The sequence below is a fragment of the Paraburkholderia podalyriae genome (assembly GCF_014397785.1).
Taxonomy (GTDB): Bacteria; Pseudomonadota; Gammaproteobacteria; order Burkholderiales; family Burkholderiaceae; genus Paraburkholderia; species Paraburkholderia podalyriae.
Map to the genome: position 1 here is coordinate 22974 of NZ_VZQQ01000046.1, position 26036 is coordinate 49009.

29 protein-coding genes and 3 pseudogenes are annotated in these 26036 nt (G+C 63.5%); 22 read left to right on the plus strand and 10 right to left on the minus strand.

What is annotated here, in order from left to right:
• Nucleotides 1–42: 42 nt before the first annotated feature.
• The 16 genes and pseudogenes from F6X42_RS32155 to F6X42_RS32230 all read left to right on the plus strand — a co-directional run bounded on the left by F6X42_RS32155 (nt 43) and on the right by F6X42_RS32230 (nt 10865).
• The gene (locus F6X42_RS32155) at nt 43–474 is read left to right on the plus strand and encodes an Hsp20/alpha crystallin family protein (RefSeq protein WP_187638046.1); all 432 of its coding nucleotides are present in this window, start codon (nt 43–45) and stop codon (nt 472–474) included.
• Between the two features lie 74 nt (nt 475–548).
• Nucleotides 549–1198: pseudogene (locus F6X42_RS32160) on the plus strand (BON domain-containing protein).
• A gap of 77 nt (nt 1199–1275) precedes the next feature.
• On the plus strand, nt 1276–1554 hold the full coding sequence (locus tag F6X42_RS32165) for a UDP-glucose 4-epimerase (RefSeq protein ID WP_187638048.1): 279 nt from the start codon (nt 1276–1278) through the stop codon (nt 1552–1554).
• 14 nt (nt 1555–1568) lie between these two features.
• Nucleotides 1569–2264 carry a CBS domain-containing protein gene (locus F6X42_RS32170; RefSeq protein ID WP_187638049.1) on the plus strand — a complete coding sequence of 232 codons (696 nt, stop codon included), beginning with the start codon at nt 1569–1571 and terminating at the stop codon, nt 2262–2264.
• Between the two features lie 133 nt (nt 2265–2397).
• Nucleotides 2398–3354, plus strand: a complete 957-nt coding sequence (locus tag F6X42_RS32175; protein ID WP_187638050.1) for a DnaJ C-terminal domain-containing protein — start codon at nt 2398–2400, stop codon at nt 3352–3354.
• On the plus strand, nt 3351–3671 hold the full coding sequence (locus F6X42_RS32180) for a chaperone modulator CbpM (RefSeq protein WP_184037555.1): 321 nt from the start codon (nt 3351–3353) through the stop codon (nt 3669–3671). Before F6X42_RS32175 ends, F6X42_RS32180 begins: the two co-directional genes overlap by 4 nt.
• A 401-nt stretch (nt 3672–4072) precedes the next feature.
• A complete protein-coding gene (locus F6X42_RS32185) occupies nt 4073–4372 on the plus strand; it encodes a hypothetical protein (RefSeq protein ID WP_187638051.1) in 300 nt (99 codons plus the stop codon).
• On the plus strand, nt 4320–5798 hold the full coding sequence (gene atpD / locus F6X42_RS32190; protein WP_187638052.1) for a F0F1 ATP synthase subunit beta: 1479 nt from the start codon (nt 4320–4322) through the stop codon (nt 5796–5798). The genes F6X42_RS32185 and atpD overlap by 53 nt, the downstream gene beginning before the upstream one ends.
• Entirely contained in the window at nt 5795–6253 is a 459-nt protein-coding gene (locus F6X42_RS32195) for a F0F1 ATP synthase subunit epsilon (RefSeq protein WP_187638053.1), read from the plus strand. Before atpD ends, F6X42_RS32195 begins: the two co-directional genes overlap by 4 nt.
• Entirely contained in the window at nt 6250–6567 is a 318-nt protein-coding gene (locus F6X42_RS32200) for an AtpZ/AtpI family protein (RefSeq protein ID WP_187638054.1), read from the plus strand. The genes F6X42_RS32195 and F6X42_RS32200 overlap by 4 nt, the downstream gene beginning before the upstream one ends.
• On the plus strand, nt 6560–6841 hold the full coding sequence (locus F6X42_RS32205) for an ATP synthase subunit I (protein ID WP_187638055.1): 282 nt from the start codon (nt 6560–6562) through the stop codon (nt 6839–6841). Before F6X42_RS32200 ends, F6X42_RS32205 begins: the two co-directional genes overlap by 8 nt.
• On the plus strand, nt 6838–7533 hold the full coding sequence (locus F6X42_RS32210) for a F0F1 ATP synthase subunit A (RefSeq protein ID WP_187638056.1): 696 nt from the start codon (nt 6838–6840) through the stop codon (nt 7531–7533). Before F6X42_RS32205 ends, F6X42_RS32210 begins: the two co-directional genes overlap by 4 nt.
• Nucleotides 7533–7781: a F0F1 ATP synthase subunit C gene (locus F6X42_RS32215; protein ID WP_187638057.1), complete on the plus strand. Its 249-nt coding sequence runs from the start codon at nt 7533–7535 to the stop codon at nt 7779–7781. The genes F6X42_RS32210 and F6X42_RS32215 overlap by 1 nt, the downstream gene beginning before the upstream one ends.
• 9 nt (nt 7782–7790) lie before the next feature.
• Nucleotides 7791–8540 carry a F0F1 ATP synthase subunit delta gene (locus tag F6X42_RS32220; RefSeq protein WP_187638058.1) on the plus strand — a complete coding sequence of 250 codons (750 nt, stop codon included), beginning with the start codon at nt 7791–7793 and terminating at the stop codon, nt 8538–8540.
• Entirely contained in the window at nt 8518–10020 is a 1503-nt protein-coding gene (locus tag F6X42_RS32225; RefSeq protein ID WP_187638059.1) for a F0F1 ATP synthase subunit alpha, read from the plus strand. The genes F6X42_RS32220 and F6X42_RS32225 overlap by 23 nt, the downstream gene beginning before the upstream one ends.
• Nucleotides 10017–10865: a F0F1 ATP synthase subunit gamma gene (locus tag F6X42_RS32230; protein ID WP_187638060.1), complete on the plus strand. Its 849-nt coding sequence runs from the start codon at nt 10017–10019 to the stop codon at nt 10863–10865. The genes F6X42_RS32225 and F6X42_RS32230 overlap by 4 nt, the downstream gene beginning before the upstream one ends.
• Nucleotides 10866–10895: 30 nt before the next feature.
• Here F6X42_RS32230 and F6X42_RS32235 read toward each other — a convergent pair whose 3' ends face one another.
• Both F6X42_RS32235 and F6X42_RS32240 read right to left on the minus strand, forming a co-directional pair.
• Nucleotides 10896–11327 (minus strand): sensor histidine kinase, encoded by a 432-nt coding sequence (locus tag F6X42_RS32235; protein WP_187638061.1) that lies wholly within the window; start codon nt 11325–11327, stop codon nt 10896–10898.
• Nucleotides 11317–11571 (minus strand): histidine kinase, encoded by a 255-nt coding sequence (locus F6X42_RS32240; RefSeq protein WP_187638062.1) that lies wholly within the window; start codon nt 11569–11571, stop codon nt 11317–11319. The genes F6X42_RS32235 and F6X42_RS32240 overlap by 11 nt, the downstream gene beginning before the upstream one ends.
• A gap of 264 nt (nt 11572–11835) precedes the next feature.
• Here F6X42_RS32240 and F6X42_RS32245 point away from each other — a divergent pair, with 264 nt between their 5' ends.
• From F6X42_RS32245 to F6X42_RS32270, 6 genes and pseudogenes are all read left to right on the plus strand, one after another.
• Nucleotides 11836–12330 carry a universal stress protein gene (locus F6X42_RS32245; protein ID WP_187638063.1) on the plus strand — a complete coding sequence of 165 codons (495 nt, stop codon included), beginning with the start codon at nt 11836–11838 and terminating at the stop codon, nt 12328–12330.
• A gap of 381 nt (nt 12331–12711) precedes the next feature.
• Nucleotides 12712–13493, plus strand: a pseudogene (gene fabI, locus F6X42_RS32250) (enoyl-ACP reductase FabI).
• 32 nt (nt 13494–13525) lie between these two features.
• On the plus strand, nt 13526–13783 hold the full coding sequence (locus F6X42_RS32255; RefSeq protein WP_187638064.1) for an RNA-binding protein: 258 nt from the start codon (nt 13526–13528) through the stop codon (nt 13781–13783).
• A 354-nt stretch (nt 13784–14137) separates the two neighbouring features.
• Nucleotides 14138–14959 (plus strand): polyphosphate kinase 2, encoded by an 822-nt coding sequence (gene ppk2, locus F6X42_RS32260; RefSeq protein ID WP_187638074.1) that lies wholly within the window; start codon nt 14138–14140, stop codon nt 14957–14959.
• A gap of 43 nt (nt 14960–15002) precedes the next feature.
• Nucleotides 15003–16040, plus strand: coding sequence for an amino acid ABC transporter substrate-binding protein (locus F6X42_RS32265; protein WP_187638065.1), 1038 nt, complete (start codon nt 15003–15005; stop codon nt 16038–16040).
• 17 nt (nt 16041–16057) lie between these two features.
• Complete coding sequence (locus F6X42_RS32270; protein WP_187638066.1) at nt 16058–17398, plus strand: ArsB/NhaD family transporter; 1341 nt, start codon at nt 16058–16060, stop codon at nt 17396–17398.
• A 444-nt stretch (nt 17399–17842) separates the two neighbouring features.
• On the opposite strand, the gene F6X42_RS32275 is transcribed toward F6X42_RS32270, so the two are convergent.
• The 8 genes and pseudogenes from F6X42_RS32275 to F6X42_RS32310 all read right to left on the minus strand — a co-directional run bounded on the left by F6X42_RS32275 (nt 17843) and on the right by F6X42_RS32310 (nt 25313).
• Nucleotides 17843–18493 (minus strand): response regulator, encoded by a 651-nt coding sequence (locus F6X42_RS32275; RefSeq protein WP_187638067.1) that lies wholly within the window; start codon nt 18491–18493, stop codon nt 17843–17845.
• Nucleotides 18490–19836: a PAS domain-containing sensor histidine kinase gene (locus tag F6X42_RS32280; RefSeq protein ID WP_187638068.1), complete on the minus strand. Its 1347-nt coding sequence runs from the start codon at nt 19834–19836 to the stop codon at nt 18490–18492. The genes F6X42_RS32275 and F6X42_RS32280 overlap by 4 nt, the downstream gene beginning before the upstream one ends.
• Before the next feature lie 155 nt (nt 19837–19991).
• Entirely contained in the window at nt 19992–20255 is a 264-nt protein-coding gene (locus tag F6X42_RS44410) for a hypothetical protein (protein WP_246530318.1), read from the minus strand.
• A 230-nt stretch (nt 20256–20485) separates the two neighbouring features.
• Nucleotides 20486–21091 carry an acetate uptake transporter gene (locus tag F6X42_RS32290; RefSeq protein ID WP_187638069.1) on the minus strand — a complete coding sequence of 202 codons (606 nt, stop codon included), beginning with the start codon at nt 21089–21091 and terminating at the stop codon, nt 20486–20488.
• Nucleotides 21092–21209: 118 nt separating this feature from the next.
• The gene (gene acs / locus F6X42_RS32295; protein WP_187638070.1) at nt 21210–23186 is read right to left on the minus strand and encodes an acetate--CoA ligase; all 1977 of its coding nucleotides are present in this window, start codon (nt 23184–23186) and stop codon (nt 21210–21212) included.
• Between the two features lie 255 nt (nt 23187–23441).
• Nucleotides 23442–23894, minus strand: a pseudogene (locus tag F6X42_RS32300) (MBL fold metallo-hydrolase); the annotation flags it as partial.
• Between the two features lie 280 nt (nt 23895–24174).
• Nucleotides 24175–24750, minus strand: coding sequence for a cytochrome b (locus F6X42_RS32305; RefSeq protein WP_187638071.1), 576 nt, complete (start codon nt 24748–24750; stop codon nt 24175–24177).
• A 305-nt stretch (nt 24751–25055) separates the two neighbouring features.
• Nucleotides 25056–25313 (minus strand): hypothetical protein, encoded by a 258-nt coding sequence (locus F6X42_RS32310; protein WP_187638072.1) that lies wholly within the window; start codon nt 25311–25313, stop codon nt 25056–25058.
• Nucleotides 25314–26036: the final 723 nt, after the last annotated feature.

The following is a 26036-nucleotide window of genomic DNA, read 5'->3' on the forward strand; positions in this document are numbered from 1 at the left end:
GTCCCCTATCCATGACCGTAATGGATGATAAGGAGTGACACGATGAGCAACTTGACCCGTTTTGACCCGTTTGCAATCGAACCCATGTCGGATCTCTTTCAGGGCCTGTTCCGCCCACTGCGCGGTGGCGCGGGCGGGGAAGTGCCGCTTGCCGATATCAAGGTCGATGTGACGGAGAGCGATACCCAGTACACCGTGAAAGCCGAACTGCCCGGCGTCGAGAAAGACGATATCGACGTGAAGATCGACGGTAATCTCGTATCGATCAGCGCCAAGGTCGAGCGTAAGCAGGAGCTGAAGGAGGGCGAACGCGTGGTTCGTCGCGAACGCTATTCGGGCGCCGTCAGCCGTTCGTTCTCGCTGCATAGCGAGATCGATGAAGCCACTGCAACGGCGCAATACAAGGACGGCGTGCTGTCGCTGACGCTGCCCAAGAAAGCGGCCTCCGCGCGCAAACGCCTGCCGATCAGCTGATTGGCGCGGCGCTGGGCGCACCGCTGCACGTCCCGGCGCAGCGGCAACCCTTGCATGCCATCAAGGAGCAGGCAATGAAGTCAGACATGGAATTGCAGCAGCAGGTTGAAGAAGAACTGGCTTGGGATCCGGCCGTCAGCGTCACGGACATCGGCGTCGAAGTATGCGACCGTGTCGTCACGCTGTCCGGCCACCCGGTCAGCTACGCGGAAAAAGTCGCGGCGGAAAAGGCGGCGCAACGCGTCGCGGGCGTGAAGGCCGTCGTCGTGGAATTGGATGTGCGCCCGCTGCATACCGATGTGCGAACCGACGAAGACATTGCCCGGGCAGTTCGCACGATGCTGCGCTGGACGGTCGGTTTGAGCGAAGACTCCGTGAAGGTGCAGGTCGAAAGAGGCTGGGTGACATTAAGCGGCGAAGTCGAGAGTGCCCATCAGAGTCATCTCGCCACCCGCACGATCTCGTGTATGCGTGGCGTAATCGGCGTCTCGAACACGATCCGCATCGGCGGGAACGTCGCCGCGCAGGATATCGGCGAGCAGATCAGCCAGGCGCTGCAGCGTCACGCCGACCGCGAGGCAAAGCATATCGCGGTCAAGGTGCACGAAGGCACCGTGACGCTGACCGGCAAGGTCGATTCCGCCGCGGAGCGTTCGGCTGCGCGCGGAGCCGCGTGGCGGCGCCGGGCGTGCATGCGGTCGTCGACAATCTGACCGTGGGCTAACTTGCGGCGCGCGGCCGGGGCGCAGTTTTGCGTGCGGTTCGCGTCGCTTCATCGAGGTGAAAGTTCAGGAGCGGCTCATGACCCTTTCCGGAAAAGTTGGCGACGGCCATTGGTCGGTATCGGTCGTGACGCATCCGACAGCGGGCGGTTTCAACTGCTCGATCCAGCTCAGTCACACGACACCGGAAGGCGTCTTCACCCACGAGTTCACGCACAGCAGCGTACTTTCGAGCGAACGCGAAGCCGTGCTCGCCGGGCTGCGCGAGGGGATGGTGTGGGTGCAGCTGAAGATGTCAAAGACGTTGTCGCTTCAGGCGGCAGACCACGCTCAACTCAAACCACACTCAACGCAATAGTCAGGAGACTTGCCATGCGTGCTTTCGACATAATGACCAGTAACGTGATATCCGTCAGGCCCGACATGACGGTGCGCGAAGTCGCGAGGATGTTCGTGGAAAAGAGAATCAGTGGCGCGCCGGTAGTCGATGCAGCCGACGCTATCGTCGGCATGGTCAGCGAAGGCGATCTGCTTCGACGCGTCGAGCTCGACACCGATAAACCCGTGCGTTCATCATGGCTCGACCTGTTCTCCGCGAGCGACGACGCTCGCAACTATGTGAAGTCGCATGGACTGAAAGTCGAAGACGTGATGTCGCGCGAGGTCGTCTCCGTGGACGAAGACACGCCGATCGGCGACGTCGCCGCACTTCTCGAAACGCAGCATATCAAACGTGTGCCCGTGACCAGAGCCGGCAAGATGAGCGGCATTATCAGCCGAGCCAATCTGATTCAGGCATTGGCCAGTCTCCCGGAGGAGCCCGCGCGCGACGCCGGCGCCGACGTCACGGACCGGGAGATTCGTGCGATGTTGATGGGCGAGTTGGCCGGCCACAAGTGGGCATTCGCTGGACGCAACATCGTCGTGAGCGACGGCGTGATCCATCTCTGGGGCGTCTTCCACTCGGCGGAGTCCATCCAGGCGGTTCGCGTGGCAGCCGAGAGCATTTCCGGCGTGAAGGGCGTCGACGACCATACGGAGCCGTATCCGGTCATGCCGGGTATTTGAACGGCCGGCCGTCGGCGAGAGAGCCGCCGCGGCTCTGCCGGGCTGCCCGGATTGGTATAAAGTGAACCGGGCGCCGCCACTGGCGCGTTGGCCCCGTATTGCCGCCCCCGTTCCTCACCGGTCAGCCTCCAAAATGAAATACAGGGACTATTACGAGATCCTGAGTCTCGAACGCACCGCTTCTCAGGAAGACATCAAGCGTTCGTATCGTAAGCTCGCGCGCAAATATCATCCGGACGTCAGCAAGCATGACGATGCGGAAGTCCGCTTCAAGGAGTTGGGCGAGGCGTACGAGGTGCTCAAGGACCCCGAGAAGCGCGCGGCCTACGATCGCATGGGGGACAAATGGCGCGACGGTCAGGATTTTCAGCCGCCGCCTGACTGGGACGAAGGCTTCGAATTCCGCGGCGCGGGCAGTCAGCCGGGTGCGCAGACCGACTTCCATGAATTCTTCGAGTCGATGTTCGGCGGCGCACGCGGCGCGCATGCGCATGCGGGGCACAGGGCGTTCAACGTGCGAGGCGAAGATCATCACGCGAAGGTGCTGATCGATCTCGAAGACGCGTATCGCGGCGCGCAGCGTTCGATCTCGCTGCAAGTGCCGGTGATCGATGCGCAAGGCCATGTCGCACTGGAATCGCGCACGCTCGACATATCGATTCCGAAAGGGATACGTGCGGGCCAGCATCTTCGGCTCGGCGGCCAGGGCGGCGCGGGCGCCACGCCCGCGGACGCTGGCGACCTCTACCTGGAAATCGGGTTTCGCGAACATCCGCGCTTTCGCGTCGACGGCCGCGACGTGTCGCTCGAATTGCCGGTCGCGCCGTGGGAAGCCGCGCTGGGCGCGAAGATTGCGGTGCCGATGCCGGATGGTACGGTCGAGATGACAATACCGCCGGGTTCCGCCGGCGGCCGACGCCTGAGACTCAGAGGCAAGGGGATCCCCGCCAACCCGCCTGGCGATCTCTACGTGATGCTGAACATCGTTCTGCCTCCGGCGGAAAGCGAAACGGCGAGGGCCGCTTACGACTCGATGCAACGGGCCTTCAACTTCGATCCGCGCGCGCACTTTTATGGAGGATCATCGTGAAAGAGACCAGGACCACAACCTGCCTGCAAGGACAGGTTGTCGACGAGAGTGTCGAGTTTACGCTCGTCGAATTAAGTCGGGCGAGCGGGGCATCGGAAGAGGAATTGAGGCTTTGGGTCTCCGAAGGCGTGTTCGAACCCAAGGGGGATCAACCGCAGGAATGGCGTTTCAGTGGTGCGGCGTTTCGGCGCGTACGGACCGCACAGCGGCTCGCACGCGATCTTCAAATCAACCCACCTGGCATCGCGCTCGCCCTCGATCTGCTCGACGAAATCGACGCGCTGCGCGCGCGTGTCAATCGTCCTCGTGTTGGCTAGACGCTGGTGCGCGATGTGTGCGGCGGCGTTGCGTCGGGCTACGCGCAGTGCGTCATCTTTCGCCGACCGCGCTGACGCGTCGGTGGGAGATGGCACCGGCAAAGAGGCCTGTACTGCCTCGGCAATGGCAAGCGAGAGTCTGTAGTGAAAGAGATCGCTGGGTCGGCCGGTAGGGTCGTAGGTGCTGTAGGCCAAACTGGTACACGATACCTTTGAGTGTGAAGCGGGGCTCATGGCAGGGCGCCTCCAGCGCAACCGGCAATGCCCGCGCGGCGGCGTCAAGCGAGGCCGCGCGGTCTCGCAGGTAGGCGACTTCGTCGGCATCGTGGGACATGGCGAACTCCATCTGAAATATGCGAACACCCTAACGAGCCGCCCGGACGATGTTGTCCAGGATCAGTATGGCCGCCAATCTGACGGGCATCACCACCAAGCTTGGTGACGTGTCCGCCGCCGCATTTGATGCAAATCAATCTGGCCGAAATGTTCGCTGCCCGTGTGCTGCGCTGGCTGGTCCATTACCGCTTCAGATTTATCGGCGCGGTACCGGGCGCGTGCCTTCTCAGCTACGTTTGATCAATGTCATTTCTTCTGCCGGACGCTGCGGTATCGTGCAACTGTTCGAACTTGGCCGCGAGGAGGCCCGGTATGTCGACCCAGCCAGCAGCGATCGCACCCGATGCCCCACCGGCTGCCGGTGACGGCAGCGTCGTCGCGGTCCGGGGCGCAGTGGTCGACGTACGGTTTGCGGGCAACCCGCTTCCCCTTATCGACGACGCGTTGCTCATCCTGCCGGACGATCTCGCGCCGGTGCTGGTCGAAGTGCAGGCGCATCTAAGTGAAACGATGGTGCGCGCAGTGGCGCTGCAATCGACGGCGGGATTACGGCGCGGCGCCCGCGCGCGAGCCTGTGGCGGCCCCATTACGACACCGGTTGGCGAGGCGGTGCTCGGCAGGCTGCTCGACGTGACGGGCACACCCCGCGACGCTGGCCCAGCGCTCCCTGTAAAGATCGAGCGCCGTCCGATTCATCGGGCGGCGCCGCCGCTTGCCGCGCAGACCGGCGCGACTTCTCTGTTTTCCACTGGCGTCAAGGTCATCGACCTGCTTGCGCCGCTCGCCCAAGGGGGTAAGGCGGCGATGTTCGGTGGCGCGGGTGTCGGCAAGACGGTGCTGGTGATGGAGCTGATTCACGCGATGGTCGAGCGCTATCAGGGCATCTCGGTGTTTGCCGGCGTCGGGGAGCGCTCGCGCGAAGGGCACGAAATGCTGCTTGATATGCGTACGTCCGACGTACTGGCGCGCACCGTTCTGGTGTACGGTCAGATGAACGAGCCGCCAGGCGCACGCTGGCGCGTGCCGTTCACCGCATTGACGATTGCCGAGTATTTCCGCGACGAACACCGCCAGAATGTTTTGCTGTTGATGGATAACGTGTTCCGTTTCGTGCAGGCGGGCGCCGAGGTATCGGGCCTGCTGGGGCGCATGCCTTCGAGAGTGGGCTACCAGCCGACGCTGGCGAGCGAAGTCGCGAGTCTGCAGGAACGCATTGTGTCGGTTGGCGATGTGTCGGTCACGGCGATCGAGGCCGTGTACGTGCCCGCCGACGACTTCACCGACCCAGCCGTCACCGCGATCGCCGCGCATATCGACAGTATGGTCGTACTGTCTCGCGCGATGGCCGCTGAAGGCATGTACCCCGCCATCGATCCGATCGCATCGTCGTCGGTTCTGCTCGATCCGCTCGTGGTCGGCGAGGAACACGTGGCGGTCGCGACCGAGGTACGCCGGATCATCGAGCACTACCGCGAATTGCAGGACGTCATCTCATTGCTCGGTATCGAGGAGCTCGGCGCAGACGACCGCGTCCTCGTGGAACGAGCCAGACGTCTGCAGCGCTTTCTGACCCAGCCGTTTGCCGTCACGCAAGCCTTCACTGGAGACGTCGGCCGCTCCGTGGCAGTCACCGAGACGATCGCAGGCTGTAAGGCGATCCTCGCCGGGGAATGTGACACCTGGCAAGAAAGTTCGCTCTATATGGTCGGCTCGCTCGACGAGGCACGCCACAAGGAAGAGACCGCTGTCGCCGAGAAAGCGGCACATCACGGCGCGGAGCGTGCGCAATGAGCGGCACATCTTTGACACTGACGATTGCGACGCCGTCCCGGGTTTGGTTCGACGCCGTCGAGATCGTATCCCTGCGGGCGGAAGACGAGAGCGGCTCGTTCGGCATCCGCACCAGACATGCAGACTACGTGACGCTGCTGACGCCCTCGGTGGTCCGCTGGACCTGTGCCGACGGCGCCACCCGCTATTGCGCGGTGGACGGCGGCGTGCTGTTGGTATCGCGCGGCGCCGAGGTGTCGATTGCCTGCCGCGAAGCGATTCCCGGCGACTCGCTGGAGAGCCTGGAAGCCGGGGTTCGCCGTCACCACGCTGTCGAAGACGATGCGGCACGGCGCGCCCGCGTCGACCAGTTGCGTCTGCATGCTCGCGCCGTGCGGCAGATGCTGCGCTATCTGTGTCCACGCCAGGGTAGGGACGCCGCCTATGGCGTCGCCATGGGAGCAACGTCGCGATGAACTCGCACCGCCCCGACGCGGGCAAACCGCGTGACGACCGCATGGCCGATGCGGCTCGCCAGGTCGCCGAGCGCGATGCGCGCGGGCGCGCTGATCCCGAGCCGTCGCTCGGCAGCCGGCTCGGCCAGATCGGCATCCTCGGCTGGGCAATCGTCCTGCCGACGCTGATGGGACTCGCATTGGGCCATTGGCTGGACCGGACCTTCGGCACGCGCGTGTTCTTTTCGGCGCCGCTCCTCATGATCGGCGCGGTGGTCGGTTTCTGGTCCGCGTGGAAGTGGATGCATCGTCAACAGGGAGGGCACCATGACTGATCCGCTGCCATCGATCGCCGCGCAGCTCTCCATGGGACTCGCCCTTGGCACGTTGGCCGGCGCATGGCACTTTGTGTCGCTGCGCTGGAACTGGCCGCTTTTTGCGCAGGGTAGGGCGGCAGCGGCGCTGGCGCTCCAGCTTGTCCGGTTCGCCCCGACCGGTGCGCTGCTGCTGATGCTCGCGCACGTCGGTGCGCTCGCGCTGCTAGCCGGCATGGCGGGCATCCTGCTCGCACGCACAATCGCGGTACGCAGCCGGGGAGGCAAGCCATGACCGCTTCACCGCTGGCTACCGCGCCGCTGCTGCATGTCGGCCCGCTCGCGATCATGGGGCCCGTGCTGACGACCTGGGTCATCATGGCCGTCATCACGGCGGTGTCGGCCTTGCTGTGCCGCAATCTCGCTCTGATGCCCGGCAAGGTGCAGACCGCGCTCGAACTGCTGGTCGACACGATCGATCAGCAAATCCGCGACACCATGCAAACCAGTCCAGCCACGTATCGTGCATTGATCGGCACGCTGTTCCTCTTCGTGCTGGTTGCCAACTGGTCCGCGTTGATACCGGGCGTGACGCCACCCACCGCGCACCTCGAAACGGATGCCGCGCTCGCGCTGATCGTCCTGGGCGCCACGGTATTCCACGGCATCCGCACGCGCGGCACGGCAGGTTATCTGGCGGCCTTCGCCGAGCCGAGCTGGGTCATGATTCCGCTGAACGTCGTCGAGCAGATCACGCGCACGTTTTCTCTCGTGGTGCGGCTGTTTGGCAATGTGATGAGCGGCGTGTTCGTGGTCGGCATCATCCTGTCGCTTGCCGGATTGCTCGTGCCCATTCCGCTGATGGCCCTGGACCTGCTTACGGGCGCCGTGCAAGCCTACATCTTTGCCGTGCTGTCGATGGTTTTCATCGGCGCGGCGATCAGCGATACCCCTCACCCGGTCAGCGTCAAAAAGGGCAATGCTTGATGAACAATCTCATTGAAATCGTCAGCATCGCGGCCGCGGCGCTTGCCGTATCGTTCGGCGCGATCGGCCCCGCGCTCGCGGAAGGCCGCGCCGTCGCCGCCGCGATGGACGCGATCGCGCGGCAGCCAGACTCGGCGGGCACCGTCTCGCGTACCCTGTTCGTGGGTTTGGCCATGATCGAGACGATGGCGATCTATTGCCTCGTGATCGCCTTGCTGCTGCTCTATGCCAACCCGTTCATCAAATAGGCGGCGCTCATGCGAATCGACTGGTCGACACTCGCGTTGCAGACGATCAACGCACTGGTCCTCATCTGGCTGCTCGCACGCTTTCTGTTCCGGCCAGTCGCGCAAATCATCGCCGAGCGCCAGAAGGCAGCGCAGGCGCTCATCGGCGACGCTGACGCGGCGAAGCAGGCGGCGGTTCGCGAGCGCGACGCTGCGGCTCGCGAGACGCAGCAAATCGTCGCCGCGCGTGGCGACGCCCTGAAGACAATCGCGGCGCAGGCGGCGACGGAGAAGGCCGCGCTGCTCGCCGCGGCGCAAGCCGAGGCCGCCGGACTGCGCGCCGCAGCCGGCGCCGAAGCCGCGGCCGCGCGCGCCGAGCAGGACAAGCTCGTGGCCGTCCGGGCAACCCAGCTGGCCGTCGATATCGCGGCGAAGCTGGTCGCAAAACTGCCGGAGAGCGCGTGCGTAGCCGGCTTCATCGACGGTCTCGCCGACGGGCTTGCGCAACTGCCTGAAGCGGTTCGCGCGCAGCTCGGTGCAAATGGCGTGACGCTCGCGCTTGCCGCGCCGCGCGCGCTGCGCCCCGAGGAGCAGGAGCGCTGCCGGGAAGTGCTCGCTAACTGCCTGCAACGGGCAGTCTCGGTTCGATTCGAGGTCGATCCTCAGCTGATCGCCGGACTGGAATTGCGGGCGCCGCATGCCGTGGTGCGTAACAGCTTTGGAGGCGATCTCGCGCGGATCAGGGCAGCGCTGCTGGATGGCGAACATGCGTCCGGCTGACATGAGCGACGATCCATGGCTCGCGCAGCAACGCCACACGCTGATGCGCACTACGGTTACGCCCCAGGCCGAAATGCTCGGTCGTGTCGAGCGGCTCGGAGATGGCATTGCGTTTGTCTCAGGACTGCCGGATGCGCCGCTCAACGAACTGCTGCGCTTCGAAGGGGGCGCGACGGGCTTTGCCCACACGCTGGACGCGGAAGAAATCAGCGTCGTGCTGCTGGACGGCGGCAGCGCGGTCGAGGCGGGTACGCGCGTGACATGCACCGGCGCCGTGCTCGAGGTGGCGGAGAAGTGCATGCCGGCCGAGCGGCTGGCGCCGGCGATTATCGAGCGCGACCTGGTCAGTGAACCGGTCGAAACCGGTGTGCTACTCGTCGACGCGCTGTTCGCGATTGGCCGCGGCCAGCGCGAATTGATCATCGGCGATCGCGCCACAGGAAAAACCGCGTTGGCCATCGACGCCATCGTCAATCAGAAGCACTCGGACATGATCTGCGTGTATGTGGCGATCGGCCAGCGCACAACCGCCGTGCAGCGGGTGATCGAAGCGGTCCGTCAGCACGGCGCGCCGGAGCGCTGCATTTTCGTGGTGGCCGCCGCTGCGTCGGCGCCCGGGCTGCAATGGATTGCGCCGTTCGCCGGCGTCACGATCGCCGAGTATTTTCGTGATCGCGGACAGCACGCGCTGGTCGTGATCGACGATCTCACCAAACACGCGGCGACGCATCGCGAGCTGGCGCTGCTCACACGCGAACCGCCGGGGCGCGAGGCGTATCCCGGCGACATCTTTTACGTTCACGCCCGCCTGCTCGAACGCGCAGCCAGGCTGTCGCCGAAATTGGGAGGCGGCTCGCTCACCGCGCTGCCGATTGCGGAAACCGATGCCGGCAACCTGTCGGCGTACATTCCCACCAACCTGATTTCGATCACGGACGGCCAGATCGTGCTGGACGCCGCGCTGTTTGCCGCCAATCAGCGGCCGGCCGTCGATATCGGTTTGAGCGTGAGCCGGGTCGGCGGCAAGGCGCAACGTCCGGCTTTGCGCGAGGTATCGGGCCGCCTGCGCCTCGACTATGCGCAGTTCCTCGAACTGGAAATGTTCAGCCGCTTCGGCGGTCTGACGGACGCGCATGTTGCCGGAAAAATCGCGCGCGGCGAACGCATCCGGGCGCTGATTGCACAACCGCGCTTCAGCGCGTTGCGTACCGTCGACGAAATCGCACTGCTCGCCGCGCTGGCGGCGGGCGTATTCGATGCGGCGCCGCCCGGCATCGTCGCTCAGGTCCGAACCGAACTGGGCGCGCGAGCGCAGAGCCAGCAAGTGCTAGCCGAGCTCGCGGAAGCTCGTACGCGGCTATCATCGGCACCGTCTGACACGGCTGTTCAGGCCGCGTTGATGGCCACGGTTCGCGAACTCGTTCAACAATTGACGCTCCGTGCCGCTAGCGGCGCGTCCGATCGGGGCAACGTGCGATGAGCGGCAAACTCTCCGAAATCGAATCGCGCAGCGCCACGGCGCGGCAACTCGACGCCGTCATCGGCGCCATGCGCGGCATCGCGGCCGCCCGCTCACGCGAAGCGCAAGGGCGGCTGCCCGGCATCCGCTCCTCGGCCTCGACGGTCGGCGCCGCGATCGGCGCCGTGCTCGCCCACCGTGCGGGGGTATCCGCAAAGACGCCCGAACGCGGCGCGCAAATCGTCATCGCGCTGTTTGCGGAGCAGGGTTTCGTGGGCGCGTTCAACGAGCAGATTCTCGACCACGCGCTAACCCGCCACCCGTCGGCGGATTGCGAATGGCTGCTGGTGGGAACGCGCGGCGAGATCGCGGCAAACGAACGTCGCGTTGCTTTCGCATGGAGTTCTCCGGCGGCGTCCCATGCCGACGATGTGCCCGTACTCGCAAGCCGCATTACCGACGCGCTTTACCTGCGCCTCGACCAGCGACCGGTAACCGGTGTCTTCGTCGTTCACGCGATGCCCGGCATCGCGGCGCGTAGCGAAGTCGTCGAACACCGTCTCATTCCGTTTGACTTCTCGCGCTTCCGGGTGGCGCTCCGCGACCTGCCACCGTTGTTGACGTTGCCCGCCGAGCGCCTGCTTGCTGGACTCGTCGAAGCCTACGTGTATGTCGAATTGTGCGAGGCGTTGATGCTCTCGTTCGCCGCTGAAAACGAAGCGCGTGTGCGCGCAATGCTGGCCGCGGGTGCCAATGTGAAGGAGACACTTGACGAACTGACGCACCGCTACCGCCAGGTCCGCCAGGACGAAATCACGGCCGATATCGTCGAACTCGCGGCAGGTGCGGCGCAACGGTCGCCGTGAGCGACGCCGGCCGCGCCCGGCCAAGGCGCATCAGGGGGCGTCCGGCGCACTCACCTGGATCGCGCTGAGCGGAAGGTGAACGGCGATCCGGAACCCCGCGTCCGGCGCGCTATCGATCAAGACGAAGCCGCCACGCTGCCGGGCGCGCTCGCGCAGGCCCAGCAGGCCGAACGAACGCGCTTTGCGCTCACCGCCGGCCGTGTCGCCGCGGCCGTTGTCTTCAATGCGCACGGTGCAATGGGCCGCGTTGGCTGAGATGGCAATCAGCACCTCACTGGCCCGCGCATGTTTCGCCACGTTGGTCAGCGCTTCCTGCACGATCCGGAAAATAGCCGTCGCAGCCGACGTGGAGAAAATTCCTTCGTCGACTTTGACGTGAACGGTGGCTTTCACGCCGTACCGGTGCGTAAAGTCGTCCGCCAGCCACTCGACCGCTGGCACCAGACCCAGGTCATCCAGCATCGGCGGTCGCAGATTGGCGGCGATGCCTCGCAACGACGCCACGTGGCGTCGATCTGCTTTTGCAACACGACTGTTGCTGCGAGCGCGAGAGGTCATTGTTGCCCGCGGCCAGTTGTGTTTCCAGCACGGCGATGCCCATCTTGAGCGCCCTCAACTGCTGGCCGAGATCATCGTGCAATTCACGCGCAATACGTCGTTGCTCATCTTCGCGCGTGCTCTGGATCTGCGCCGCAAGTTCACTCATCAGTCAGCAGCTGATAGCGGTCCTCCAGCGGCACGCCGGATGGCGGGCGACCCGCAGAGGCAATCGTCGGGTTCGATCAATGAGCCGCAGGAACCGCAAAGCGACGGATGCCGTAGGCCGCGCCGCTACGTTGACACAAGTCAATAACCCGATGCGATTCGCGCCGATCATCGGATCATTGCCCCGCCCGATTTTGATCTACAAAGCGCGTTCGACGGGGCCGTCCCTTCACCCGACAAAGCGCATCGCGCCAGGTGCAAAACCATGTACCACAACATCCTGTTGGCCATAGACGGAAGCGAGGGCTCGATTCGTGCACTGGACCAGGCGCTCGGCGTGGCAACGCTCGCGCACGCGAACCTGCACGCTGTCTATATCGTTCATCCGTGGCATATGTCCCAGTACGCGGGCTACTATGACCCGGAGGACCTTCGCAAGGTCCTCCGGGAAGATGCAAAGGTTGCGTTGGAAACTGCCCGCGCAGCGATGGCAAAAGGTGGCGTGGCGGGTACGACGGAAATAGTCGAGACGGAGAGCGCCGCGGACGATATTGCGAGCTGCCTGCAACGCTGCGCGCAGCGCCACGATGCCGGGCTCGTCGCGATGGGGACGCACGGCAGGCGCGGTATGAGCAGGGCAGTGCTCGGCAGCGTCGCCGAACAGTTTCTGCGAATGTCCACCTGCCCCGTGTTGCTGGTTCGAGGCTGCGCGGACGTCGGGGACCCGCGCGCCGCTGCACCCGCATCGAGCACGGCGTAGCCGCGCATCGTCTGAAACAGATGCCCTTCGACAACACTCGCCGCTCTTCGCTCTAACGACCTCGAACGCCAACGTATCCGAACCGATGGGTAACGCGGTCCATGCGATGTCTGCCGAGAATGGACCGTTCTCAGCGCCGACGTCGTCCGGCCCCGTCGGCAACGTGTGCCGCGGGGCGAGACGGTCGTCCAATGTTTCATATCGAGCTAGCTGGCCGTCGCCGCACGGTAGCGGATGCCGGGTGTGGCAATGCTCACGCAGGTGCCGGCCCGGCGCTGCGTAATCAGCAGTAGCCTCCGCCATGCCCGCGAAACGCATCGGCACGCGCATCACATGCCGGACCCGGCGCCACCAATGAACCTGCATTGAGGGAGTTCCATCATGTCACTCGAGCAACCGCGCCCGATCCTGAGCGACGCGAAAGCACTGGTCACCGGCATCGCTAACGAGTATTCGATCGCATACGGATGCGCGAAAGCGTTTCACGAACTTGGTGCGAAGCTCGCGATTACCTATGCTAATGACAAGGCGAGACCGTATGTCGAGCCGCTCGCGACCGCACTCGACGCGCCAATTTTCATGCCGCTCGACGCCGCTAGCGATACCGAACTCGAAGCCGTGTTCAAGCGGATCGAAGAAGAGTGGGGAAGCCTCGACATTCTGGTCCATTCGATTGCGTGGGCGCCCAAGGACGACCTGCAAGGCGGCCTGCTCAATTGCTCGAGCGAGGGCTTCGCGAGCGCGATGGATGTTTCCTGCCACTCGTTCGTGCGCATGGCGCGCCTTGCCGCGCCGCTGATGAAAGACGGCGGCACCATGCTGACCATGAGCTTCTATGGCGCGAACAAGGTGGTTCCGAACTACAGCATGATGGGACCGGTGAAGGCCGCGCTCGAAGCCTGTGCCCGCTATCTTGCGTATGAGCTTGGGCCAAAGCGCATCCGCGTTCACGCGTCTCGCCCGGCCCGCTCAAGACCCGCGCGGCATCGGGTCTCAAGGATTTCTATCTGCTGCTCAACGAAGCAGCGCAGCGCGCACCGCTCGGCGAACTGGTGGACATCATGGATGTTGGCTTTACGTGCGCGTTTCTGGCGACACCTTATGCGCGACGCCTCTGGGGCGAAACGCTGTATATCGACGTCGGCGTCAACATCATGGCTTGACGCGTGATTTTCGAACAATGGAGGACAGCATCATGGCCGATCTCTGGGTGGGAAATGTAGAAGAAGACGCTTCCGACGACGAGATCAGGGAATTCCTGATCAAGTACGGGTTTCCGCCATTTGACGAAATCAGGCGCATTCCAGGAAGCGGTTCGCGGCCCGCAGTACAGCTTACGTTCAAGGACGTGGGGCCGGAAATGTTACGGAGGCTGCAGCCGCGGGTACATGACATGTTCTGGAAAAACCGGAAACTCGTCGTACAGGTCATGCCAGAGCGCGACGGCAATTGAACCCGCCGAAGCCGAACATGGGCATCCTCGGAAGGCTGCTTCACAGGAGTCGCGCGAACGGCGAGGGAGACAAGCCGCAAATGACGTAATCTTGTCGCGCGCAGCTCCGATATTTCCCGGTTCAAAGATCCTACTGGTACAAACGCGCGCCGAAAACACGATTTGCCAGTTGGATCGAAGCAGACGCACGCCCAAGGTGCGTGTCGCCGTGGGGCACGGCCGGTCATGAGAACCGGCCATTCCTGCACCCAGCCATCAGTCCAAAATCCTATTGCTAGAAGAAGCCGGGCCAACAATACTGTATTTGTGGGGGACGATCATGCAAGGGTTAGCTTCTGTTCGGGAGACGAAGCAATGTCTGACACTCGGAATGAGACGAAGGTCAACGGTTCGAAATCAGGCAACAAGCTAGGCAACAAGGCATACCAGAAGGAACTGGCCCGGCTTCACGTTGAACTGGTCAAGCTGCAGGAATGGGTAGTGCACAGCGGTGCCAAGATCTGCATCGTGTTCGAAGGACGCGATGGCGCGGGCAAGGGCGGAACAATCAAGGCGATCACCGAACGCGTGAGCCCGCGCATTTTCCGGGTGGTCGCGCTGCCAGCACCCACCGAGCGTGAAAAGACCCAGATGTACGTGCAGCGCTATTTTCCGTACCTGCCGGCGGCCGGCGAAGTGGTGCTCTTCGACCGAAGCTGGTATAACCGCGCGGGCGTCGAGCGGGTCATGGGCTTCTGCACGAAAGAGCAACTACAGACGTTCTTCAAGGATGCGCCGCTGGTGGAGCGGGCCATCATCGACTCAGGTGTCATCCTCGTCAAATACTGGCTCGAAGTCAGTCCCAAAGAGCAGACGCGCAGGCTCGAGGCTCGGATTCACGACGAGCGCAAGGTCTGGAAACTGTCGCCGATGGATCTCGAATCCTATCGTCGCTGGTACGACTATTCGCGTGCGCGCGACGAGATGTTCAGCTCGACTGACACCGAGTTCGCGCCGTGGTATGTCGCACGTTCCGACGACAAAAAGCGCGCCCGTCTGAACGTCATCAGCCACCTGCTCAGCAGGGTTCCGTATGAGGCCGTCCCGCGCGGGAAGGTATCGTTGCCGCAACGACAGAAGGCTGGGGATTATCGCGAATCGGACCATCCGTTCAGGTATGTGCCTGAGAAATTCTGAGTAATGTCGCGTCGCGATTAACCGCGGACAAACGGGGTAAGCCATGACGCACATTCGTCGGATTGTCGGTCGCACCCTGCTGGCCGGCCTGCTCCTGTTCATCGGCGCGGTCCCTGGCGTGCACGCCTCGGACGGTCAGAGGCTCGCTCAGGTGAAAGCGCGCGGGGTCCTGCGCTGCGGCGTCAGCGAAGGCATCACCGGGTTTTCGTCGCACGACGCGGCCGGCCTCTGGGCGGGCATCGACGTCGATTTCTGCCGTGCGGTCGCGGCTGCTGCACTGGGCAGTCCGGACAGGGTTGCCTTCGTTCCGCTCAGGGCGTCGGAGCGCTTCCCGGCACTCGAAGACGGCGTGATTGACGTGCTTGCCCGCAACACCAGCTGGACCCTGCTGCGCGAAAGCACGCTCGGCGTGCAGTTTGCGGGCGTGCTTTTCTACGACAGCCAGGCGTTCATGGTCCGCACGCAGGGCGCCCCGCAGACGCTGGCCGGGCTCAGGGATGCGGCCGTCTGCGTTGAGAAAGGCACCTCGAGCCAGGCTCATCTTCTCGCGTATTCGGCCGCAAACCGCCTGAACCTGCGGCCGCTCGTTTTCGCCTCGGCTGCCGAAGCGGGCGCTGCGTTCTTTTCCGGACGCTGCAGCGCCTGGACGAGCGATGCGTCGCAGCTGGCCGCCGCGCGCCTGCATGCGCCTGGCGGTCCGCAAACCTGGGTGATCCTGCCCGAACGCATCTCGCAGGAACCGCTTGGACCCGCCGTGCGCGGCGACGACCTGAGCTGGCTGGTGCTCGTGCGGTGGGTTCTCTTCGGACTGTTGGCCGCCGAGGAACTGGGTGTCACGCGGGCGAACCTTGCGCAACGCTCACACGAGGCCGTCGTGCTGCAAGCGCTGGTGGCCGGCGACGAGGTGGACCGCAGTCTCGGCGTTGAATCCGGATGGATGTTGCGCGCCGTGCAGGCCGTCGGCAACTACGGCGAGCTGTTCGACCGCAATCTCGGTCCGCACAGCCCCTTCGATCTCGAACGGGGGCTCAACCGGCTCTGGACGCAGGGCGGACTGATGTACGCGCCGCCCGTGCGATAGGCGAGGAGAGTCAGCCCATGAGCGAACTGCAGATCGCCATCGTGATGGCGGTTTTTTCGGCGGTGATTCTTGCGATCGCCTTTAATGTGATCGACATGGCCGTGGCCGCGCTGACCGGTATCTGCGTGCTGATCGCGCTCGGCATTCTGGACGGTCAGGACATCGTCGACGCCTGCCGCACCGCGGGCGGACCGATCGGCCTGCTGTTCGGCGGCATGGTCGTGGCGCGCATCCTGGCTACGACGGGCATATTCGATCTGCTGGGCGACTTCTACCTGCGCGCGACGGGAGGCAGCGGCAAGCGCTTCCTGCTCCTGCTGATCGCCCTGGTCGCGCCCGTGTGCGCGTTCCTGCCGAATGCCACCGCCGTCATCCTGCTCGCGCCCGTCATCGTGCGGGTCGCGCTTGCGCTCGAAGTGGATTTCGTCGGGCCCATGATACTGACCGCGATCGTGAGCAATTCCGCCGGTCTGCTCACGCTGGTCGGCGACCCGGCGACGTTCCTCGTCGGCAGCTCGATCGGCATGACGTTCGGCGCCTACCTGCACCGCGTAAGTCTGGGCGGTGTCATGGCCATCGCGATCGTCGTGCCGCTGCTGCGTTGGCTGATGCCGGACGTGTGGCATCTGCGGCGGACCTTGCCGGCGCGTACGGCGGCAAGGCGCATCGAGCGGCCTGTGTACACGAGTCTCGCGCTCGCAGTGCTCGCGACGATGGTGGCCCTCTTCGTCTTCGGCGAGGATCTGCCTACGCGCATCGTGCCGCCCGCGGTGGCGCTGATCGCGAGTGCGCTTGCGCTGCTGGTCGGATATGCAGCCCGGATCGAGCCGACCGACGACGTGCTGCGCGATGTCGACTGGAAGACCCTGGTGTTCCTGGCAAGCATTTTTTGCCTCGTGCAGGCGGTGGTCAAGACCGGCTTGCTGCAGTTGATGGCGCTTGGGCTCTATCAAGCGTTCGGCACGGAGCTGACGCTGGTTGCGCTGGCGATGATTGGGGGCATCGGCGTGCTGTCAAGCCTGCTTGCCAACGTGCCGGTGGCCGCAGCGTCCATGGTGATGGTCAAGGGCTATCTCGTGGCGGCCGAGGTGGTGCCCGAATCGGCGCTGTCCGCCCACTTCACGCAGTGGCCCGCCATTTCGATTCCCGTGTTCGTCGCGATGATGTTCGGCGCAACGCTCGGCGGCAATGCCACGCTGATCGGCGCTTCCGCCAATATCGTAGCGGCGGGGATCTGTGCGCGCGAGGACAAGCAGGTCACGTTTGCGAAGTTCCTGCGCTTCGGACTGCCTGTCACGCTGTGCCAACTGGCTGCGTCGGCGCTGTACGTACTCCTGCTGGCGCGCGTGATGCGATAGCCCCAACACGGCAGCTTGCACGTTGGTCAGCCTAACGCAGCAAAGCAGCATTGTTAGTCTCTTCGCCTTTTCGCCATCGTACGGGTAGTATTCGCGTGCGGCGTCATCGGAAAGCAGGCCGGCGAGCATTCAGACATGCTTTCTCCCTTCGACCTGTGTCATTACAGGTCCGAGGTGGCGGTTCCGGCATAGACCCGCGACTAGAAGATCAAGGGCCGTTCGGTGCAATTGTCCGGTCCGGGATCAGCAGCAGATGATCGAAAATTTCGCCCGGCTGTCGCGAAGGGGTCGCGCAGAGACATTCGAAACGCCTTGTTTCGGCGCTTAGCGTACGAAAAAATCCGTTTCTTGAGATCCCCGAGTTGTGCGGCAGATCAGGCAGGAAACGCACGGCTCCCGGGCTTCGCCCGCGTCGTGGCTCGCAAGCGAGGGGCTGCGATGCGTTCAGATGTCGTCCTCTTCGTCGCTGACCAGTTTGTGTCGCATCGCATAGCGCACCAGTGCGGCTTCGTGCGGCATCTGCATTTTCTCGAGGATGCGCGTCTTGTACGTGCTGACGGTCTTGGCGCTCACGCACAGTTCGGCCGCGATCTCTGTGATCGTCTGACCGGCGGCAATACGCTTCAGGACGTCGAATTCCCGATCAGACAGACGCTGATGCGGCAGCAGATCGGTGGGTTCGTTGAGGCTCTGCGCGAACCGCTCCGCCATTGCGAGGCTCACATAGACACCGCCGGCAGCGACCTTGGTCACGGCCACCACCAGTTCTGCGCTTGCGCTTTCTTTTGTCAGGTAACCGGATGCGCCGGCCTTGAACGCGCGCACCGCATATTGCTGCTCAGCGTGCATGGTCAGCACGAGGATGCGCAGCGTCGGTTTTTCTTCCTTGATCTGTTTGATCAACTCGACGCCGTTGCGGCCGGGCATCGACAGATCGAGCACCAGCACGTCGGCGGCCCGCGCGCGGATCAGCGCGACGGTGCTGGCGCTATCGTTCGCTTCGCCGACCACTTCGAAGCCGCTTGCACCCTGGAGGATATGCCGCAGACCGTCGCGCACCAGCGCGTGGTCGTCGGCGAGCAGGACGCGGGTCATGTTTGTGTCTCCCGCGCTTGCACGGTTTCCGAAGGAATGGTGACAGTCAACACAAAGCCCTCGCCGCGTGTGGTATGAATGTCGACCGCGCCGCCGAGCATGTGCGCGCGTTCGCGAATGCCGAGCAAGCCGAAGGACTTGCCCGCCGGCTCGGCCATGCGATGCGCGCCCTGGCCATTGTCGGCGATTCGCAGCACGAAGGTTTGATTCCCGGCGTGCAGGCTGAGTGTGACCAGCGTGGCGTCAGCATGGCGCGCGACATTCGTCAGCGCCTCCTGCACGATCCGGAATAGCGCGGTGGCTCCTGCCGGGCTGAAACGCGCGTCACCGGTCTCGATGTCACGTTTCACATCGATACCGTAGCGGTTGGTGAAGTCGTTGGAAAGCCATTCGATCGCGGGAATCAGCCCGAGGTCGTCGAGCATGACTGGCCGCAGATCGGCGGCGATGCGCCGGACCGAGGCAACGGTTACGTCGATCAACCGGCGCATGCCTTGCAACTGTTCACACACCAGCGCGCTTGCCGACGCGTCCAGCGCCTGTTCGACCGACGAGATGTCCATTTTCAGCGCGGTGAGTTGCTGGCCGAGATCGTCGTGCAGTTCGCGTGCGATGCGCGTTTTTTCTTCTTCACGGATTTTCTGCAGATTGGCGGACAGTTCGCGCAGTTCCTCACGCGCCTGCTGCTGCGCGCGTTCCGCTTTGACGCGTTCTGTGACGTCGCGCAGCATCACTGTGTAAAGGCGGGTGTCGCCATCGCGAATCTGCGAGATCGAGGCCTCGAGCGGAAATTCCTCGCCGTTGGCGCGCAAACCCGATAGCACGCGTTGCCTGCCCATCTGCCGGTCCGACACGCCTGTCACGCCGAATTGCTCGACGTGCTGCGCGTGCGCCGCCCGAAACCGCTCCGGGATGAAGCGGGCGAGCGGCTGGCCGATCGCGTCCATGGCGGAGTAGCCGAATACCTGTTCCGCCATCGGATTGAAGATGACGATCCGCTGCTGTTCGTCGATGGTGATAATTGCTTCCATCGAGGAACGGATGATCGCCATCATGCGAGCCTCATTCACGCCAGACCGACTGCTCCCGGCGCTTGTTTCGTAGCGTGCGGAAGAGTCATCGGGACGCCCGCGCACGAGCAGGTACGCGCTCGTCGCCAGAAGAAAGGCGGCGGCGACACAGATGAACAACACCGGGTCGAGCCAGTGCCGTGCCGCCAGCATCGCGGCCAGAGTCACGGCGAACGCTGCCGCCGACGCCAATGCGGGCCGTGCCGCAATCGAGCCCAGCCGCTCGCGTAAAACGGCACTGTGCGGTGCGGGCGTCTTACCGCTGACAGGCATGTGCGCCTCTTAGGAGTGACCGCGGACAAGGATCGGGCGCGCTGTTCGACGATGTCGGTACGGCGGCGCGCATGGCAAACACGTCTGTTCCGGGCGATTCCGTGCTTCGGGTGGCCGCAGGCCAGGGAAACACGCGCGGAAAGCTTGTGTTCGCGCTAATTGTCCGTGAATCGGCGGTTTCGTGCCAGTGCCGCCGGGCGGCGAGGGCGGACGACTTGCTCGTCCCCACTTGGCGTGGCCGTGAAACTTGCCTCGATGCCGTGCCGCGCCAGCCAGGCCGCCACATCGATGCCCGTCGGCTCACCGTAATGGGAATGACGCTGAACTTTCATTATTGTGACGAAACTGGCGCGGCGGATGAGCGGCAGCGCGTTGGTTGCGGCCCGCGCGCTTTCCCGGCCGCCATCCCACGCGATCATGACGTTATCCATCTGAGACCGGATCGGTCCCGCATACGGCAACACGATTGCCGGCCGGCCCGAACCCATGATCTCGTCCTCGACGAAGTGGCGGGCGACAAATGCGCTCCTGTCTTCCGGGTCTCGTAGCGAAGTCCGTATCGACAGCCACGTGCCAGGAGTGGCCGCGCTCGCGGGCGTGTCCGCTCCTGGCTCATTCAGTTTCCGTAAGTGCAAGACACTTGCCCATATCACGCGTTGCGCAGCTCCTCCTGAATCGTCATGGCTACCGCGATTTGTGGGCTCATCGCACCCGTTGGCAATACCACGTGCCCATGGGTCTCGTTGATGATTTCCGCCGCCGACAGATAAAACGCTAGCAGCGCGGTGAGCATTCCCAGGTACCCGCCGGCATGATGTAGCCATTCAAGTCCGGTCCATTCGCTCGCGGCGAGCACGAAGAACGTGATCCACAGCGAGAGAAACACCAGTTGCAGCACGCGCGCCGCGCGCCACGTCGCCACCCACATGTAAAGCGTAAACACGCCCCATAGAAACAGGTACCACCCGATAAAGGCAGGTGGAACCGTGCCGTGCAGAAACAGCACGAACAGCGCCAGCGACCACCAGAACGCGCCGTAGCTGAGGAAAGCGGTCGCGCCAAAGGCGTTGCCGCGCGGAATTTCCATCAATCCGGCGAGCGCCTGCGCGGTGCCGCCGTAAGCGAAGGCGACGGCGAGCACCATCCCCATCGCATTGCCGCTGAACCAGCCGGCGTTGATCATGCTGAGCAGCCACGTTGTCAGGGCAAAGCCTGCGAGCCCGAGCGAAGCGGGATTGGGCGCCTTGAAGTTCATGATGACATCCTCCGTTCCATGCAGGAACGCTGAAATTAGGGTCGCGCGCGTGCACGTGCGGTTCGCGCGCGATCATCGGATTGCGTCAGAAGAGATGCGATTGGTAGTTGCTCGTGTGTCAGGTGGCGTCGGCGAACTGCGAAATCACCGTCGGGTTTTCTACCGTCGACGTGTCCTGCGCGATGGCTTCTCCTTTGGCCACCGAACGCAACAGCCGGCGCACTACCTTGCCCGAGCGCGTCTTCGGCATCGCATCGCCGAAGCGGATGTCCTTCGGCTTAGCGATCGGGCCAATCTCCTTGCCGACCCACGCACGCAATTCCGCGGCCAAGCGCTTCGCTTCGGCTCCTGACGGTCGCGCCGCTTTGAGCACTACAAACGCGACGATCGCCTCGCCGGCGGTCTCATCGGGACGCCCGACCACCGCGGCCTCGGCGACCAACGGATGCGCGGCGAGCGCCGATTCGATTTCCATTGTTCCGAGCCGGTGCCCGGAAACGTTCAGCACGTCGTCGATACGGCCGGTGATGGTGAAGTAGCCGGTGTGGCGGTCGCGGATTGCACCGTCGCCCGCGAGATACAGATTGCCGCCAAGCTCTTCGGGAAAATAGCCATGGCGGAAGCGCTCCGGATTGCCCCAGATGGTCCTGATCATCGAGGGCCACGGCTTGCGGATGACGAGCACGCCGCCGTGTCCGTTCGGCACTTCACGCCCGGTTTCGTCGACGATCGCCGCGTCGATGCCGGGCATCGGCAACGTGCATGACCCCGGCACGAGAGGAGTCACACCGGGCAGTGGAGAAATCATGTGACCGCCCGTTTCCGTTTGCCAGAAAGTGTCGAGAACAGGACAACGCCCACCGCCGACGTGCTGCGCATACCACGTCCAGGCGCTAGGATTGATCGGCTCGCCGACCGTACCCAGCAGACGCAGACTGCTCAGGTCGAAGCTGGCCGGATGCACCGAATGATCGGCGTCGGCGGACTTGATGAGCGAGCGGATGGCCGTCGGCGCCGTGTAGAAGATGCTGACCTTGTGGCGCTGGATCATGTTCCAGAAGCGTCCCGCGTTCGGGTAGGTGGGCACGCCTTCGAAGATCACCTGCGTTGCGCCGACTGCGGTCGGCCCGTAGCAGATGTAGGTGTGTCCGGTGATCCAGCCGATATCCGCCGTGCACCAGAACACATCGGCCGGCTTGATATCGAAGGTCCATTTCATCGTCGCGGCAGCCCACAGCAGGTAACCGCCGGTGCTGTGCTGGACACCTTTGGGCGTGCCCGTCGAGCCGGACGTGTACAGCACGAACAACGGATGCTCCGCGCCGACCCACTCGGGCTCACAGGTGTCCGGCTGGGCCGCTTCGAGTTCGTTCAGCCATGCGTCGCGACCGGCAATCCACGGGATCCGGCCGCCCGTGCGCCGATAGATCGCCACCGTTCCGACGCCGGCCGTGCCGCCCATCGCGAGCGCTTCGTCGACGATCGTTTTGAGCGGCAGTGTCTTGCCGCCGCGGACCTGTTCGTCCGCGGTAATGACGGCGCACGCGCCGATATCGACGAGGCGTTCGTGCAACGATTTCGCGGAGAAGCCGCCAAAAACTACCGAGTGCGGTGCGCCGATGCGCGCGCACGCAAGCATCGCGACCACGCCTTCCACCGACATCGGCATATAGATCACCACCCGGTCGCCTTTTTTCACGCCGCGAGCACGCAACGCATTGGCGAGCCGGCATACGCGGTGATACAGCGCCTGATAGGTGACATGCGTGACGGTGCCGTCGTCCGACTCGAACACGATCGCGGTTTTCTCCGCCAGTCCGTTAATCAGGTTGCGGTCGAGGCAGTTGTACGACGCGTTCAGTTCGCCGTCTTCGAACCACCGATAGAACGGCGCATCCGTGTCGTTCAGCACCTTCGTGAACGGGCGGCGCCATTCGAGGTGTTCGCGGGCGAGACGCGCCCAGAACGCTTCGTGATCCTGGCTCGCCTCGGCAACCAGGGCGCGATAGGCGTTCATGCCGTCGATGCTGGCATGCCGGGCAAGCGGAATTTGCAGCGCGGTGGCAATGGTTGGAGCGGTATCGATGGTAGACATAGTCTCCTCACATGAGTCATGAAGGGGGTTAAAGCGCGTAACGCTTCACCGATGAGGGAAGGCTCTTGTTGGCCATGAGGCGCCGACGCCCGCGCTCCAGCAAGGGCGGGTCGGCGGCAAATCAGCGTGTGTATAGGGCGACTATGACTGAGCGAGGGGAATCGCGATTGATGCATATCAACTGGAAAGCGGACCGCCGCACATTTTCATAGCGGGATTTTCGCGGGCGACACGAAACGCGGCAGTCTTGATGAAAATCCGCTTCGGCACGTCGAAATCGCGCGGCTCGAGCAGTTCGAGTGCATTTTCAGCATCTTCCCGGGTGTACAGCGGCAGCGCGGGATGATGTTTCGAGAAGCCGTGGCGGTTCGCATAGGCCGCTTCTTCCTCCTGCAGTCGTGCGCTGTCACGCAACATTATCTGGCACAGGTCGCGGGTGCCGCGGGTGCAGTAGAGCGGTCCGCAATAGCCCATCTGCACGAGCACCGGAAGGTAGCCGCTGTGATCCAGATGCGCGTGCGTCAGAATCACGGCGTCCAGTGTGCCGACATCGATCGGCAAGGGGCTCCAGTTGCGCAGGCGCAGATTTTTCGTGCCCTGAAACAGGCCGCAGTCGATCAGAATCCGCAGCCCCGCGCCTTCCAGTAGATACCTCGAACCGGTGACGGTTTCCGACGCGCCGAGAAAGGTCAGCTTCGTTTCGCGCACCTTGCAGTCAGGAGTGGCCGCATACCTCCGGGAGTCCGTTCAATGCGCCGAGGCTTGCACGGAGGCTTCGTAGAGCGCTTGGGCGAAGCGCCGGAATGCATTGAGCGAGCCGGCGATGCTTTGATACTTCTCCCGGCCGATCTGGCCGTCGAGGGTGAGCGTGCAGAGCTCGCGTCGGCTCTGATGATGCTTGCGTCAATCGCGAATCAAGCACCGCGGCGCGGAGCCAGCCAATCGCCTTGATGCGATGCGGTTCTTTGTGAGCCGTGGGCATGGGACCTTAGCGGTCTCGAACCTGATCGCGCGACGGCCCTGCGTGGGGCAGCATCCGCTGCAGCACGTGGTCTTTCAGAACAAAGTGGTGGAACAACGCTGCGACGATATGCAGACCAATCAATGCGAAGAGCACCCATGCGAGGATGCCGTGCACATCCCCCATCTCGTGGCCGAAGGCCGAGCCCGGTTCGCTCAGTGCCGGATAAGGCACGACGCCCAGCAAGCGGACCGACCAGCCGCGTGAGGACGCGTTGATCCAGCCGAGCAGCGGCACCAGCACCAGGGCGGCGTAGAGCAGAACATGCGTTATGCGCGAGACGACGCTGAGTAGCGGCGGCAGCTGGTCCGGCGTGGGCCAATGTGTCAATCGCCAGATCACCCGGATTGCCATCACGGCGACGAGCGTCGCGCCCACGCCAAGATGCCAGGCGATCAGATTAACGGGCTGCGTGTCCTTGTGGACATCCGGCATCGTCCAGCCGATCACAAACTGCATAGCGACCAACAGGACGGTCAGCCAGTGCAGCGTGCGCGCGACTGCATCGTATGCCGGACGCGTCATTCTGTAAGCGTTAGCCATTCCTGCTCCTCAAGTTGTCGCGAATTGATGAATTGATGAGGCGCGCAGCCTGCGAATTCAGCCCGAAAAAAGCATTGCAAAAATCCGACCGATGCTAGCGACCTTACCTTAAGGAAATCCTGACGCTCGGAAGGGACGATCCGGATGCTCGACTCCGCTGCTGTTTCCGCATAGCCGCCAACGTAGCGTCAGCAAGACCGGGAAGCCGGGAGGCTGAGGTCTTCCGCTTGAATCACGGAGCAGTTTGCGCCTTAGCAGGCAACGTCACGGGCCGGCTTCTTGCTGTTCCTCCCATGCATCACCGATCAACGCTCATCGGTCGGAACCCACATGCGCCTGCTAAATCGTCTGGCTGTTTCAATGGTCTTGCCGCTGGCCTCCTGCGCGATCGGGCCATCAAGTTCAGGCGATGCGGGCTTCGGCGCGTCGCCCGCCATGCGGTTCCGGAATCGTCGTTGATTCCGATGGTCAACATCGCGCCCGTTCAGGCGCGGCCCGATGGTTTCATGCCCACCGCTCCCGCCGGCTATTTCGTCACCGAGTTTGCCGGTGGCCTCGCGCACCCGCGCTGGCTTAACACGCTAAAGCGTGCAAAAGGCTTCGGCTCCATACATGCGCGAATAGGACGGTTACCCCTTTGGCGGCTCGCCTGCGTTTCGGCACGAACATTAAATTTGAATGACATGAACGTCCCCACCTGGTCGCGGGTTTGGCGCGACCAGCTCGAGGCGGCGAGCACTATGACGACTCGGAAGCGGCGCGGATGAAACTCTGGAATTCGAGCGTTGGCCCCTTGGGGCGCCTGAAGCGCCTGAAACCGGCGATAGCCTATCCTGCCATCCCTCGTTTTAATGTCGTTTTTTATCTGCTGGCTAAATGCTTTCGGCGAGGTCCGTCGAGAATTTCCGTGAGCTAACGAGCGGCGTCCGTAAGATGCTCGCAATGAGTCCGCTGATCTCCCTTGTGCGACCGCGTACCGCGTTGCTCGAGTGCGGGATGTCGATTGATCGAGTCCGCGTACTGGGCGGATCGATTCCTGCGTATTGGTCCGGTCCACGTCCGATATCTGAATGCCAGTTATCGGCGAGGGCGCAGTTGGAGTCGGCAATGGCATGCGCTGAATCGGTTAGATCAACCAGCTTTAGGTGGCTATTGATCTCCGGCGCGATCAAATTTGAAGTGCAACACCTTGCTCGTGTAAGGTGTGCCAATGCAAAAAAGAAGTTACCAACAACTGCAGCCTGAAGAACGCATGACGATTGCAAGCATGAAGCAGCAGGGTTCGA

Coding starts and splice junctions, on each gene's coding strand:
- F6X42_RS32155 (WP_187638046.1), top strand. CDS start 43: ATGAGCAACTTGACCCGTTTTGACCCGTTTGCAATCGAACCCATGTCG.
- F6X42_RS32165 (WP_187638048.1), top strand. CDS start 1,276: ATGACCCTTTCCGGAAAAGTTGGCGACGGCCATTGGTCGGTATCGGTC.
- F6X42_RS32170 (WP_187638049.1), top strand. CDS start 1,569: ATGCGTGCTTTCGACATAATGACCAGTAACGTGATATCCGTCAGGCCC.
- F6X42_RS32175 (WP_187638050.1), top strand. CDS start 2,398: ATGAAATACAGGGACTATTACGAGATCCTGAGTCTCGAACGCACCGCT.
- F6X42_RS32185 (WP_187638051.1), top strand. CDS start 4,073: ATGGCCGCCAATCTGACGGGCATCACCACCAAGCTTGGTGACGTGTCC.
- atpD (WP_187638052.1), top strand. CDS start 4,320: ATGTCGACCCAGCCAGCAGCGATCGCACCCGATGCCCCACCGGCTGCC.
- F6X42_RS32195 (WP_187638053.1), top strand. CDS start 5,795: ATGAGCGGCACATCTTTGACACTGACGATTGCGACGCCGTCCCGGGTT.
- F6X42_RS32200 (WP_187638054.1), top strand. CDS start 6,250: ATGAACTCGCACCGCCCCGACGCGGGCAAACCGCGTGACGACCGCATG.
- F6X42_RS32205 (WP_187638055.1), top strand. CDS start 6,560: ATGACTGATCCGCTGCCATCGATCGCCGCGCAGCTCTCCATGGGACTC.
- F6X42_RS32210 (WP_187638056.1), top strand. CDS start 6,838: ATGACCGCTTCACCGCTGGCTACCGCGCCGCTGCTGCATGTCGGCCCG.
- F6X42_RS32215 (WP_187638057.1), top strand. CDS start 7,533: ATGAACAATCTCATTGAAATCGTCAGCATCGCGGCCGCGGCGCTTGCC.
- F6X42_RS32220 (WP_187638058.1), top strand. CDS start 7,791: ATGCGAATCGACTGGTCGACACTCGCGTTGCAGACGATCAACGCACTG.
- F6X42_RS32225 (WP_187638059.1), top strand. CDS start 8,518: ATGGCGAACATGCGTCCGGCTGACATGAGCGACGATCCATGGCTCGCG.
- F6X42_RS32230 (WP_187638060.1), top strand. CDS start 10,017: ATGAGCGGCAAACTCTCCGAAATCGAATCGCGCAGCGCCACGGCGCGG.
- F6X42_RS32235 (WP_187638061.1), bottom strand. CDS start 11,327: ATGCTGGATGACCTGGGTCTGGTGCCAGCGGTCGAGTGGCTGGCGGAC.
- F6X42_RS32240 (WP_187638062.1), bottom strand. CDS start 11,571: ATGAGTGAACTTGCGGCGCAGATCCAGAGCACGCGCGAAGATGAGCAA.
- F6X42_RS32245 (WP_187638063.1), top strand. CDS start 11,836: ATGTACCACAACATCCTGTTGGCCATAGACGGAAGCGAGGGCTCGATT.
- F6X42_RS32255 (WP_187638064.1), top strand. CDS start 13,526: ATGGCCGATCTCTGGGTGGGAAATGTAGAAGAAGACGCTTCCGACGAC.
- ppk2 (WP_187638074.1), top strand. CDS start 14,138: ATGTCTGACACTCGGAATGAGACGAAGGTCAACGGTTCGAAATCAGGC.
- F6X42_RS32265 (WP_187638065.1), top strand. CDS start 15,003: ATGACGCACATTCGTCGGATTGTCGGTCGCACCCTGCTGGCCGGCCTG.
- F6X42_RS32270 (WP_187638066.1), top strand. CDS start 16,058: ATGAGCGAACTGCAGATCGCCATCGTGATGGCGGTTTTTTCGGCGGTG.
- F6X42_RS32275 (WP_187638067.1), bottom strand. CDS start 18,493: ATGACCCGCGTCCTGCTCGCCGACGACCACGCGCTGGTGCGCGACGGT.
- F6X42_RS32280 (WP_187638068.1), bottom strand. CDS start 19,836: ATGCCTGTCAGCGGTAAGACGCCCGCACCGCACAGTGCCGTTTTACGC.
- F6X42_RS44410 (WP_246530318.1), bottom strand. CDS start 20,255: ATGATCGCGTGGGATGGCGGCCGGGAAAGCGCGCGGGCCGCAACCAAC.
- F6X42_RS32290 (WP_187638069.1), bottom strand. CDS start 21,091: ATGAACTTCAAGGCGCCCAATCCCGCTTCGCTCGGGCTCGCAGGCTTT.
- acs (WP_187638070.1), bottom strand. CDS start 23,186: ATGTCTACCATCGATACCGCTCCAACCATTGCCACCGCGCTGCAAATT.
- F6X42_RS32305 (WP_187638071.1), bottom strand. CDS start 24,750: ATGGCTAACGCTTACAGAATGACGCGTCCGGCATACGATGCAGTCGCG.